The sequence below is a fragment of the Allobosea sp. 05L423 genome (genome assembly GCF_056397745.1).
Window position 1 is genome coordinate 254,434 of the sequence record NZ_JBFTOA010000005.1, and the last position, 12,356, is coordinate 266,789.

9 protein-coding genes are annotated in these 12,356 nt (G+C 68.1%); 2 read left to right on the forward strand and 7 right to left on the reverse strand.

Features of this window, described 5'->3' with window-relative positions; genetic code table 11:
- Nucleotides 1–32: 32 nt before the first annotated feature.
- The 4 genes from AC1DNE_RS15500 to AC1DNE_RS15515 are packed head-to-tail and all read right to left on the reverse strand — an operon-like array spanning nt 33 to nt 7,122.
- A complete protein-coding gene (locus tag AC1DNE_RS15500; protein ID WP_476767176.1) occupies nt 33–704 on the reverse strand; it encodes an AroM family protein in 672 nt (223 codons plus the stop codon).
- A gap of 59 nt (nt 705–763) precedes the next feature.
- Nucleotides 764–2,437 carry an OPT/YSL family transporter gene (locus AC1DNE_RS15505; protein ID WP_476767175.1) on the reverse strand — a complete coding sequence of 558 codons (1,674 nt, stop codon included), beginning with the start codon at nt 2,435–2,437 and terminating at the stop codon, nt 764–766.
- A 54-nt stretch (nt 2,438–2,491) separates the two neighbouring features.
- A complete protein-coding gene (locus AC1DNE_RS15510) occupies nt 2,492–6,340 on the reverse strand; it encodes a hydantoinase B/oxoprolinase family protein (protein ID WP_476767174.1) in 3,849 nt (1,282 codons plus the stop codon).
- Nucleotides 6,337–7,122 carry an IclR family transcriptional regulator gene (locus AC1DNE_RS15515; RefSeq protein WP_476767173.1) on the reverse strand — a complete coding sequence of 262 codons (786 nt, stop codon included), beginning with the start codon at nt 7,120–7,122 and terminating at the stop codon, nt 6,337–6,339. The genes AC1DNE_RS15510 and AC1DNE_RS15515 overlap by 4 nt, the downstream gene beginning before the upstream one ends.
- 204 nt (nt 7,123–7,326) lie before the next feature.
- On the opposite strand from AC1DNE_RS15515, the gene AC1DNE_RS15520 reads away from it, so the two are divergent.
- On the forward strand, nt 7,327–8,298 hold the full coding sequence (locus AC1DNE_RS15520) for an ornithine cyclodeaminase family protein (protein ID WP_441469405.1): 972 nt from the start codon (nt 7,327–7,329) through the stop codon (nt 8,296–8,298).
- A gap of 2 nt (nt 8,299–8,300) precedes the next feature.
- On the opposite strand, the gene AC1DNE_RS15525 is transcribed toward AC1DNE_RS15520, so the two are convergent.
- Nucleotides 8,301–8,732, reverse strand: coding sequence for a DUF1810 domain-containing protein (locus AC1DNE_RS15525; protein WP_476767172.1), 432 nt, complete (start codon nt 8,730–8,732; stop codon nt 8,301–8,303).
- Nucleotides 8,733–8,862: 130 nt separating this feature from the next.
- On the opposite strand from AC1DNE_RS15525, the gene AC1DNE_RS15530 reads away from it, so the two are divergent.
- Entirely contained in the window at nt 8,863–9,900 is a 1,038-nt protein-coding gene (locus AC1DNE_RS15530; RefSeq protein ID WP_476767171.1) for a DmpA family aminopeptidase, read from the forward strand.
- A gap of 129 nt (nt 9,901–10,029) precedes the next feature.
- Here the strand turns inward: AC1DNE_RS15530 and AC1DNE_RS15535 are convergent, their stop codons facing one another.
- Both AC1DNE_RS15535 and AC1DNE_RS15540 read right to left on the reverse strand, forming a co-directional pair.
- Nucleotides 10,030–11,292, reverse strand: coding sequence for an aminopeptidase (locus tag AC1DNE_RS15535; protein ID WP_476767170.1), 1,263 nt, complete (start codon nt 11,290–11,292; stop codon nt 10,030–10,032).
- Between the two features lie 108 nt (nt 11,293–11,400).
- The gene (locus tag AC1DNE_RS15540; RefSeq protein WP_441469409.1) at nt 11,401–12,291 is read right to left on the reverse strand and encodes a GntR family transcriptional regulator; all 891 of its coding nucleotides are present in this window, start codon (nt 12,289–12,291) and stop codon (nt 11,401–11,403) included.
- Between the last annotated feature and the right edge of the window lie 65 nt (nt 12,292–12,356).

The window sequence follows — 12,356 nt, forward strand, 5'->3', positions numbered from 1 at the left end:
GCCTTTGCGTTTCAGCCGACGTAGCCTCGTCGTCAGACGATCTCGGAAACCAGCTTGGCGATCAGGCTGTTCGACAGGATGACCGGCAGACCGGCTTCCGCCGCCTCCCGGCGATGCCGCTCGACGAAGCCCATGCAATCCATCAGCAGAATCTCGGCGCCGCGCCCGGACAACCCGCGTGCGGCTTCCGTGACCGACGCACCGTCGCCGCCATAGGGCGAAGCGGCGGCATAGAGCGGAGCGCGGCCGAGCGGCGCCCATTTGCCGGCCTCCGAGGAGATCTGCTCTGCCAGAGGCACGATGATCCCCAGTTGCGCGCCTTGCGTCAGCGCTGCCACGGCGGCCGGCAGGATGCGGTCAGGCTCGACGAGCCGCGCCTTCTCCGTACTCAGGCTCTCGAAATGGCCCGTGCAGAGCATCAGGATGGTGCTGCAGCCTTCGTCCTCCAGCATGGCGAGCTTGCGCTGCGCCGCCTTCTCGGTGCGGGCACGGTCGATGACGACCGCGCTGCCGTCGAGCAGCTTCGTGATCAGCACCGGCCAGCTCGGCTCTGCCGCGAAATCGCGTTCGATCTCGGCGCGGCTGAGACCATCCAGTACGCCGGCATGGCGTCGCGGCAGGTTCGCATCGAGCACCGCATCCAGGATCGGCGTGATGTCGGCCCGCGGCGCCTGGCCGATGGTGAGGGTTCCGAGCTTGCTCATGGTCTCGCGCTTTCCCAGTTCGAAAGGCCCGGGCGGTCTCCCGTGCGGGCCTCGGTCCCTCAACGCTTCCAGAAGTTCTTCGAGACGGAGTCGAAGAAGGAGAAGATCGCGTCGCCGGCGATGACGCCAGCGGCGAAGACCTCCATGTCGCCCTCGCCGCTCTTGCCGCGCAGCTTCTCCCAGACCACCCGGCAGAGGATGCCGGCCAGCACCGCCCAGCCCGCCATCGGGAAGTTGATCAGGAGGCCGGTGGCGAAGAGAACGCCGATCTGCCGCTTCGGCCCGCCGATGAACTGCAGGATCGCGCCGGGGATCGCCCAGAGGAAGAGCTGCCAGGCGACGCCATCAGCCACGCCCGCCTTGATCGTCGCGGCATAGACCTTGTTCACGGGTGCGACGAGGTTCTGATCGAAGAAGGACTGGTAGGAGAACAGCACGACCGCGCCGGCGACCACGAAGGCGAACATCGCGGCAAAGAGCTGCTGGCGGCGACCGTCAAGCTCGAAGGCGGGGTCGGCACCATTGCCGCGCAACAGATAACCAGCCTTGAGGTCATAGCCCATATCGGCAAAGGCAGGGCCGGTTGCGGCCGAGAAGCCGACGAGCAGCGCCAGCGCCGGCATCGGGAAGCCGATCAGCATGCCGATGATCAGCGTGATCAGCGCCACCGCGAAGGCCGGGAACCAGCCCGAATGCATCGCGGCGAGGCCGACGATCAGCTCATGCACATAGGCCGCGAAGGCGGCGTAGAGCACGAACAGGATCAGCATGCCGATCGACATGTCGCTCATCAGGCCTCCGACGGCCGCGATGAAGATGGCGATGGCGAGATAGCCGACGGTGCCGAGGCCGAGCGCGCGGCGCACCTCCGCATCGCTGACACCGGCCCTGGCTTCGTCAGCCTTGGCGGCATCGCTGCGCCGGAACAGCAGCAGCGCAACCTGCAGGAGCGCGACGAGGCCGGCGCCGATCATGAAGCCATGCGGGATATAGGCGGCCATCAGGTCGCCCTTCGGGATGATGGTCTCGAACAAAGGTCCGCCGAAGAGCGGGCCGGAATAGCCGCGCAGCAGCAGGCCGACGCCGAACATCAGCAGCGCCCAGATATTGCCGATGAAGGCGACGCCGAAGGCCGACATCGGGATTCCGGTGACGGCGGCCGAGCCAGCGAAGCCGATCCAGGCGAGCGGGATCTTGATGAAGGAGGCGACGACGCCGGTGCCGAAGCCGATCCCCATCAGCACCGCCTTGCGGCCGCCCTCGTCGCCGGCCTTGATCGCCTCGGCGGCGGCAACGCCCGGCGGCCAGGCGCCGGTCGCCGGGAAGACGCGGGAATCGAACATCCGGTAGAGCAGATAGGCGTCGAGCAGCATGGCGAAGAAGGCGCCCGCCAGCATCGGCAGCACGAGGTCCGGTCGGCCGAGCAGCCAGGGAATGCCGACCGGCAGGAGCAGGCTGTTCGCCGCGCCGAAGGTGGCCGAGGAGATCGCGCTCTGGGCCAGGTTCTGCACATGGATCGAGCGGTAGCGGGCGAAGATCGCGAGCGGCACCCGCGCCAGCGCCATGGCGGCGAGCGCGCCGATCAGCGAGGTGTTCGCGGTGATGCCGAGCGACACCAGAAGCTGCATGCCGATGATCGCGCCGAAGACGCAAAGAATGGCAATGAGCAGCAGCGTCGCCGGCTCGAATAGGCTCGGGTGCCGCTGAGGCACTCCTCCAGTCGGATTGTTCATGCCTCAGTCCCCATAATCGCCCCTTGCGGGCTGTTTGCGTCTCGATGCAGCCCGTCAGGCAACCAGGATGCCGGCCTTGGCCTCGCCAACGTCCTGCGTGGCATGCGTTCCCTGCACGCCGTAATCCCGCTTCGCGACTTCCGGCGAAACGAGGCCGAGCGCGACGTCGCGGGCGATCGCCTCCCGCGAGCGCTCCGAGGCCGGGCCGTAACCGGCGCCGCCGGCCAGCACGAGCTCGACGATCTCATGTGGTTGCCTGACCTGGACGAGCTCGCCGGTGCCGACGTCCTTCAGCACATGGCCCTGCTCGTCGATGACCCGGCCGGAGGCCCCGCCGCCGGCCTTGCCGCCGAACAGGCCGGGAATCGGGTTGTTGACCCCCTCCGGATAGAGCGAGACTAGCGTCGGCAACCCGTCATCGGAGAGCTTGCGCAGCCGCACGCGCTGGCCGAGGCCGCCGCGATGCTGGCCGGCGCCGCCGGAGTCGGTGAGATAGGTCTTCTCGACCACCAGCACCGGCACCCGCGACTCGAAGGTCTCGATCGAGGTGTTGGCCGCCGAGGTCGGGTAGAGCAGGCCGGACTTGCCGTCGCCCTGGGCCGAGCCGCCCTGGCCGCCGCCGCAGAAAAGCATGTCGGAATAGGTGTCGCCGGCCGCATCGCGGCCATAGACGCTCGCCGCCACCGGCAGGCCGGTGAAGGCCTGGACCTGCTTCGGCGCCGCCTTGGACAAGGCGCGGAAGATGTTCGGCGCCAGATACCAGCCGGTGCGGGTGCGCAGGTTCACCGCCAGCGGCTTGTCGCAGTTCAGGATCGAGCCCTTCGGGGCCTCGACCGTGAAGGCGCGGTAGCAGCCGGCATTGCCGCGGACATTAGGCGTCAGCATGCATTTCAGCGGATAGGTCGCATGCGCCATCGTATAGTTGAGCGTGCAGTTCAGCCCACCCTGCGGGAGCTGCGGCGGCGCTCCGGCGAAGTCGAGATGGATCGTGTCCCCCTTCACCGTCAGCGCCAGCGGATAGGTCATCGGCGTACCCAGCGGGTTGTTCGAGACGGTGCCGTGATAGGTGCCGTCCGGCAGGGCGCGGATCGCCTCGCGCATCGCCTTCTCCGAACGGCTCTGCACGACATGGGCGAGCGCCCGCAGATCCTGCATGCCGTAATCGGTGAGGAAGGACTGCAGCCGCTCGGCGCCGATCGCATTGGCCGCGACGAAGGAGTGCAGGTCGCCAAGCACCTGCTCGGAATTGCGCACGTTCTCGCCGAGCAGGCGCACCAGCGTCTCGTTGATCCGGCCGGCCTCGTAGAGCTTCATCGGCGGTATCTGGAAGCCTTCCTCGTAGATCTCGCGAGCGCGCAGCGAATCCTTGGTGCCGCCGATGTCGGAGACGTGGCCGACCGTGCCCATCAGTCCGACGACCCGGTCGCCGAGGAAGACGGGGGTGACCACCGCGATGTCGAAGAGATGGCCGGCGCAGAGCCAGGGATCGTTGGTGATCAGCACGTCGCCGGGCTCGAGCGTATCCGCCGGATAGCGCTCCAGCAGCGCCTTGACCGCGCGCGGCAGCGTCAGGTTGAACACCGGCATGGCGCGTGGACTGTGCGCCAGCGTCTCGCCTTCGGGATCGAGCAATTCGCAGGCGAAGTCCTGCGCCTCCGAGATCACCAGCGAGAAGGCGGTGCGGCAGACGGTCAGCCACATCTCCTCGACGACGTTGATCATGCGGCTCCACATGATCTCGAGCGAGATCGGATCGGCCTCGATGCGGCGCGCGGCCTCGGCCAGCGGCATGTCGGCGGTGATCGAGGTCTCGACCGCATTGGCCTGGCCGACATGGATGAGCAGGTTCAGCACATCGTCGATGGCGACGCCGTCGCCCGGCGGGATGATGGTGGTCGCCTCGCGCTCCTCGATGATCGCCGGCCCCTTGACGGTGTCTCCGGAGCGCAGCGCATAGCGGTCATAGACCGTCGCCTCGCTCCAGCCGCCCTCGAACCAGGCCTTGCGGGTGCCCTTTATCTTAGCCGCCGCATCGCCGCCGCCGGCTGCTCCAGAGAGCGACAGGGTCGGGACGGGCCCGGCGCAGCGGACGCGGAAGTTGATCGCCTCCAGCCGCGCGCCCTCATAGACCGAGGTGTAGCGGGCGGAATAAGCCTTGCTGAAGGCAGCGCGGATCGCTTCCAGGCTGGAAGCATCGATGGTGCCGGCCGGCAGCGGCACGGCGATATCGTGCATCTGGCCGACGAGGCGCATATCGCCCGAGCGCTCGACCGTGACGTCCTCCGGCTTCACCCCGGCCTCGATCAGGTGCTTGCGGCCCTCGGCCTCGAGGTCCCTGAGCACGGCGTTGACGGCCTCGGCATCGAAGCCCTGGGAAAACTCGACCGGCAGCGAGCGCACCATGTCGAAGGAGAGCGGCGCAGCGAGGAAGCCGAGCGCGGAAGCCGCGCCCGAGGCCGGCGGGATGATGACCTGCCTGACGCCGAGCACGCGAGCGACGTCGACCGCATGGGCCGGGCCGGCGCCGCCGAACCCAACCATGGCGTAGTGGCGGGGGTCCTTGCCCTTCTCGACGAGATGGACGCGAGCGGCGGCGCCCATGCTCTCGACCACGACCTTATGGATGCCCCAGGCGGCTTCCTCGATCGAGAGGCCGAGCGGCGCGGCGACCGTCGAGACGGCCTTGCGCGCCGCCTCAAGGTCGAGCGCCATGCGCCCGCCCAGGAAGAAGCCCGGATCGTAATAGCCGAGCACGAGATTGGCGTCGGTCACGGTCGGCTTCACGCCGCCCATGCCGTAGCAGGCCGGGCCCGGATCGGAGCCGGCCGAATGCGGGCCGACCTTGAGCAGGCCGACCTCGTCGATCGCCGCGATCGAGCCGCCACCGGCGCCGATCTCGATCATGTCGATGACGGGCGCCTTGATCGGCAGGCCGGAGCCCTTGGCGAAGCGGTTGACGCGGCCGGCTTCGAGCATCGGCGCGATCTCGGCGCGGCCATCCTCGATCATGCAGGCCTTGGCGGTGGTGCCGCCCATGTCGAAGGAGATCACGTCCTTATGGCCGGCGAGCTCGCCGAACAGGGCCGTGGCAAGGCCGCCGCCGGCCGGACCGCTTTCGAGCAGGCGGATCGGGAAGGTGCGCGCCGTCTCGGGCGAGACGAGGCCGCCGGCCGAGTGCATGAGCGTCAACGAGCCGCGGAAGGAGCGGGCGGCGAGCTCGCGCTCCAGCCGCTGCAGGTAGCGCCGCATCAGCGGCTGCACATAGGCGTTGGCGGCTGTGGTGACGAAGCGTTGGTACTCCCAGATCTCGGCCACGACCTCGCTCGACAGCGAGACGGTGAGCTCCGGGCAGGTCTCGCGGACGATGCGGCCGGCTTCCTGCTCATGTGCCGGGTTGCGGTAGCTGTTGAGGAAGCAGACCGCGATCGCCTCGCAGCCGGCAGCCGCGAGTTCGCGAGCCGCATTGCGCACCGCGTCGGCGTCGAGCGCGGTCACGACCTTGCCGTCGCGGTCGATGCGCTCGGCCACTTCGAGGCGATGTTCCCGCGAGACCAGCGGATCGGGGAAGGTCAGGAACAGGTCGTAGATGTCGTAGCGCTGCTCCGTCCCCATTTCGAGGATGTCGCGGAAGCCCCTGGTGGTAATCAGGCCGAGCTTGGAGCCCTTGCGCTCGATCACCGCGTTGGTGACCAGCGTGGTGCCGTGGACGATGTCGCCGACATCGGCGAGCGTGATCCCGGCCATCTCGGTGAGTTCGCCGAGGCCGATCAGCGCGGCCTCGGACGGGTCGTGCGGCGTCGTCAGGCGTTTGTGCAGCCGAACCGAGCGCTCCTGCGAGTCGTAGAGGATGAAATCGGTGAAGGTGCCGCCGATGTCGAAGCCGATACGCCAACGATTGCTCATGGAGCGATCTCCGCGATGGGAAGGTTCAAGGGAAGGAAGCGCTTGTCCTGGGTCAGGGCCGCGATCTCGGCGGCGCCCTCCCCCAGCAAGCGGATGATGGCGAGGCGCTCGGCCGGCTCGACCGTGGCAGCCGGGAAGGAGATGCAGATCGCAACCTCGTCGCCGGTAGCTGGATCGCCGACGGCGACCGAGATGGCGCGCACGCCGCGCACCGCCTCGTCATGGGATTCGGCGAAGCCGGCGCGCCGGACCACGGCGAGGCGGGCCATCAGCTCGTCCATGGTCTGCGGCGCGGTTTCGGAGGGAGCGGTGAAGTCCGCCGGATAGAGCGCACGGACCTCGTCGTCCGAGAGCCTGGCGAGCAGGGCGCGGCCGGTGCTGGAAGCGAAGGCGGGGATGCGGTCGCCGATCGCGGTGACGACGCGCAGCGCGTGGCGCCCGGGATGGGCGGTGACGCCGACGATCTCGTTGCCGCGGCGGACGCTGATATAGCCGGTATGCCCGATCTGGTCGGAGATCTTGCCGACCACCGCATCGGCGCGGTCGATCAGCGAGGCCGCAAAGCGATAGAGATGCCCGACCTGGTTGAGCAGCAGCGAGGGGCGATAGCGCTTGCTGTCACCGACCGTTTCGAGAAGCCCCTCGTCCCGCATCGCCCGCAGCAGCCGCGAGGCGTTGCTCTTCGGCATGCCCAGCAGAGAAACGAGATCGGTCACCGTCACGTCGTGACGGGTGCTCGAGAAGCAACGAAGCACATCCACGGCCGACGACAAGATGGACATCGGGATCAGCCTTAGAAGTTCCATTAAATGGAACTTAAGTTGCAATAATGGGAACGATACGCCGGTCAATGAGGATGTCAATCCTGTGATCGCACGCGGCCGCTGCGCGTTCCGCCGTCTCGACGCCCGCCATGCTCGGCTGTATCCCCGACTTTAGGTCGGCTTTCTCCGGCCGCCGCGCCTTGCCGCTACGGAGTTCTCGGGATGAGCGACACCCTGCTTTATCTGTCGCGCGAGGACGTCCGGGCCCTGTCGATCCCGCCCGCCGCGGCGCGGGAAGCCGTGCTCCAGGGCTTTCGCCACCATGCTGCCGGGCTGAACCGCAGCCTGCCGAAGAGCACGCTGACGCTAGGCCACGGCCACGGCTTCCAGGCGATGACGGCGGCGTCCTCCCCGCTGGGGATCGCCACGGTAAAATGGGTGGCGATGGCGCCCGTCGCTGCCGGCTCTCCACTGCCGGCGGTGAGTGCGCTGATCTGCGTCAGCGACTACGAGACAGGCCAACCGCTCGCCGTCCTCGACGGCGACGAGATCACGCTGATGCGCACCGCGGCGATCAGCGCCGCCGCGGCATCGCTGCTGGCGCCAGCCGCACCGCAAACCATCGGCTTCGTCGGCTGCGGCTTGCAGGCTCACGCCCATCTCGCCGCCTTCCACGACCTCTATCCCGGCCTGACCAACGCGCTGATGCTGAGCCGCAGCCGCTCCTCAGCCGAGCGCCTCGCCGAAGCGGCGCGCGCAGCCGGCCTTGCTGCTGCGGACATCGTTGATGATGCCGACGCACTCCTCGCCCGCAGCGACATCGTGATCTCGATGGTGCCGGGCGCAGCGGGCATGACGCCCTTCCTTGATGCGAAGCGCCTGAAGCCGAACGCCTTGGCGGTCGCAGTCGATACCGGCCGTAGCTGGAAGCCGGAGACGCTGCCGGCCTTCGACCTTCTGGCCACCGACAGCCTCGAACAATCGCGCGCCCCCTATGGCGCCGACGGCAACCCCGTCACCACTGTCACCTTCCAGCAAGACCTGATCGGGCTGGCCGCGGCACCGCAGCCGAACGCTGCGACCGGCCGCGCCCTCTTCGCCTTTCGCGGCGTCGCCTTCGCCGACCTGGCACTTGCGCATCTTGCCGTCGCGCGGGCCCGCGCGCAGGGGCTCGGAACGGCGCTGCCACGCTGAGGCTAGCCCTTGCCGAGCAGTTCGAAGGTGCGCGGATCGGCAATCCCGTCGAAGAAGCGGCGCAGCACCGCACGATGGGGGTTGGCGCCGTCCCCGCTCGCGACATCGAACAGCGTCATCGAGGAGCACAGCTTCCGGTCGTCGGGCGAGCCGAAGATTGCGTTTGCGCTGCGGCCCTCATGCGCCAACACCGCCTCCGTGATGGTTCGGAGGCGCGGCCCGAGAACCGGATGCGCCAGATAGGCCCGCGCCTCGTCGAGCGAGCCGATGCCGTAGAATTCGGAGTTCGGGGACAGACCCAGACCCCGCATCTGCGGGAACACGAACCAGATCCAGTGGCTGCGCTTGCGCCCGGCCTTCACCTCGGCGAGCGCATCGTCCCAGACGGGTTCTTGCGCATCGAGAAAGCGCTGCAGATGGAATGGATCGGACATCGGCACACTCCCTGCTTCGCCATCCCCAACGCACGAGCCGCCTCGCCGTTCATTCGGCTGCGCCCAGTGCGCTTGAGCCGGCGCGCGCCCATGCTATTCCCGCCGCACGGACCCAGCGAGACCCGACACCATGACCCAGCGCCTGCGCGATTTCGGCCTCTCCTGCGGCATCATGCAGCCGGGCCTGCTCAACGCCATCACCGACGTGCCGGGCGTGAAGCTCGGCCACTGCACGCTGCGCGAAGGCGACACCCTCACCGGCTTCACGGCGCTGCTGCCGCATGACGGCAATCTCTTCCGCCGCAAGCTGCGCGCGGCGGTCGAAATCATCAACGGCTTCGGCAAAAGCGCGGGGCTGATGCAGCTCGCCGAACTCGGCCAGATCGAAACGCCGCTCCTGCTCTGCAACACGCTCGCAGTCGGCACCGGTTTCGACGCTCTGGTCGCCCGCGCTCTCGCTGCCAACCCCGACATCGGCCGCGAGACCGGCACGGTCAATCCGATCGTGCTCGAATGCAATGACGGCTATCTCTCCGACATCCGCGCTCGCGCGCTGACGCAGGAACACGCCTTCGCCGCGCTCGACGCCGTCGCCTCAGGGCCGGTCGCGGAGGGCGCGGTCGGCGCCGGCACCGGCATGAGCGCCTTCGGCTTCAAGGGCGGCATCGGCACCGCCTCGCGGCGCTTCGATCTCGATGCGGCGAGCTACACGCTTGGCGTGCTCGCGCTGGCGAATTTCGGCAATGCAGGCGACCTCGTCCTGCCCGACGGCCGCCGCCCGGTTCCGCCGGAAGGGAGGCCGCAAAGCGAGCGCGGCTCGGTCATCCTGGTCATCGCGACCGACGTGCCGCTGGAGTCGCGGCAATTGCATCGCGTCGCGCGGCGCGGCGGCGCCGGCCTCGCCCGGCTCGGCGCCTTCTGGGGCAATGGCAGCGGCGACATCGCCGTCGCCTTCTCGACTGCCGATCCGATCGACCACGATCAGCCGAACGACCTCGTCGCGCTGCGCGCCCTCAACGAGAGCCGCATCGATACGCTCTTCCGCGCCGCCACTGAAGCGACGCAGGAGGCCGTGCTCAACGCGATGATCATGGCCCCGGCCACGACCGGGCGGGACGGGCATCATCGCCCCTCGCTCGGGGACTGGCTGAGGGCGAACGCCGGCTAAAACAGAACCATCCCGTCATGCTCGCCCTTTTGGCGAGCATCCACGTCTTGAACGCCGTCCGGCATCGGTGAAGACGTGGATGGTCGGTACAAGCCCGACCACGACGGACAGCGAACCGATCCAGGCCGCTCAGGCCCACTCGCCCTTGCGGAACACCGGCACGCGGCGCCCATCGGCATGGACGCCATCGATATCGACCTCGCCGGAGCCGATCATCCAGTCGATATGGATCAGGCTCTTGTTGCCGCCCTGCGCCGCGATCTGCTCCGGCGTCAGGTTGGCGCCGTCGACGAAGCATTTCGAATAGCACTGCCCAAGCGCGATATGGCAGGAGGCGTTCTCGTCGAAGAGCGTGTTGTAGAACAGGATGCCGCTCTTCGAGATCGGCGATGAATGCGGCACCAGCGCGACTTCACCGAGCCGGCGGGCGCCCTCGTCCGTGTCCAGCACCTTGTTGAGCACGGCCTCGCCGCGCGCGGCCTTGGCCTCCACGATCCGGCCGCCCTCGAAGCGCACCTGGATGCCGTCGATCAGCGAGCCCTGATAGGACAGCGGCTTGGTGCTGGAGACATGGCCCTCGACCCGGCGCGCATGCGGCGTGGTGAAGACCTCCTCGGTCGGGATGTTGGGGTTGCAGACGATGCCGTTCTTGGCCGGCGAGGCACCGCCCTGCCAGTCATGGCCATCGGCCAGGCCCACGACGAGATCGGTGCCCGGCCCGGTGAAGTGCAGCGAGGCGAAGCGCTGACCGTTCAGCCAGTCGCGGCGCGCCCGCAGCGCGGCGTTATGCGCCGCCCAGGCCGCGACCGGATCGGCCTCGTTGATGCGGGAGGCGGCGAAGATCGCTTCGGCCAGCTTGCCGATCGCAACCTCCTCGGCATCGCCCGGGAACACCTGGCGAGCCCAGGCCGCGCTCGGATAGGCCAGGATGTTCCAGTTAATGTCGAAGCCGGCGATCTTCTCCAGCGCCGGCTGGTAGGCGACGGAATTCGCCTTGCTGGCGCGGCCGACCTTGGCCGGATCCTCATTCGCCAGCAGCATCGGATTGTCGCCGACGACGGCGAGCCGCGCGGTGTTGGCCGAGAAGGCCTTGGCGACGCCCTCATAGAGCCAGCCCGGCGCCTTGTCGAAGCTCGCATCCGGCGCATAGCGATAGCGCGCGAGCGTGATCTCCTCGTCCGCCAGCATCGGCGTCACAATGCCGGCGCCAGCCTTGTAGGCGTGCTCGGCGATGCGCCGCACCAGCGGCAGCGCCGCGACCGGCGCGGTGAGGAACAGGTCCTGCCCAGGCTGCAGATTGAGGCCGACGCGGATGGCGACCTCCGCCAGCTTGTCCAGCTTGGCGGCATCGATGGCTTGCCGGGTCTCTTGGGGACGCTGATGAACAGTCATGGCACTCAACCTGTCGGATTCGGGATATCAGCCATTGCTCGCCCAAATCGCCGCCGGGTCAACCGTCCCGGCGGCAAGGCAGCCATCCGGTGACCGGGCGGCGAGCGATCACGCGGTCGTTTCAGCCTGCTTCGTGCCCAGCCTGAGCTTGCTCGCCCGCAGCAGATGACTGCGCATCAGCGCCGAGGCGACCTCGTTCTCGCCCGCCTCAAGGTGATCGAGCATGGCCATATGCTCCGTGCAGTTCACCTGCACGCGCTCGAAACCCAGGCCCCAGTCGTAGTTCGAGAGGCGCCGGAGCTGGTTCTGGCGCCGCACGGCCGAATGGAAATAGCGATTGCCCGTCGCCGCGGCCAAGCCTTCGTGGAAATCGGCATTCATTTCGTAGAAGGCGATGCTGGAGGATTCGCGCCAGGGTCGTTGCAGGGCGTCGACATGCCGCGCCCGCATCTCCGCGATCCAGCCGGGCTCAAGGCGGAAGCCCGGTTCGAGCATCCCCATCGGCTCGATCACCATGCGGAAGCGATAGCTCTCGTCGCGAAGGCGCTTGTCGCGCGGCTCGTGCAGGAAACGCCAGCCATAGCCGGGCTTGCGCTCGACCATGTCGAGATCGGCGAGGCGGGCGAGCAATTTCTGCGCCTCGGGCCGACCGAGATCATAGCGCCGCATCACCTCCAGCTCCGAAACCTCGTCCGGCAGCAGCCCGTTCTCGCGCTCATGCGCCAGCCGGACAATGGCGAGATCGATCGCCTCCGGCGGCAAGGCGCCGTCGCTCTCGGCAGGCAGCTTCAGGATCTCGACGCCCTTGTTGAGATGGCGCCGGACGATGCCCTGCTCGGCGAGATGGTCGAGCGCCGCGCGCACCGGCGTCCGTGACACGCCGAGGCGGCGCGCCGTGGCGTTCTCGTTCAGCCAGGCACCGGCATCGAGCGCATCGTCCCGCACCAGTTGCAGGATGCGCCCGGCGATCTCCTGCTGCAGCCGGGTCGGCATTGCCATCGGAAAGCCCTTGCCTGTTTTAGTTTGCGATGAAATACATTACAGATCGATGTCACGCCAGCATA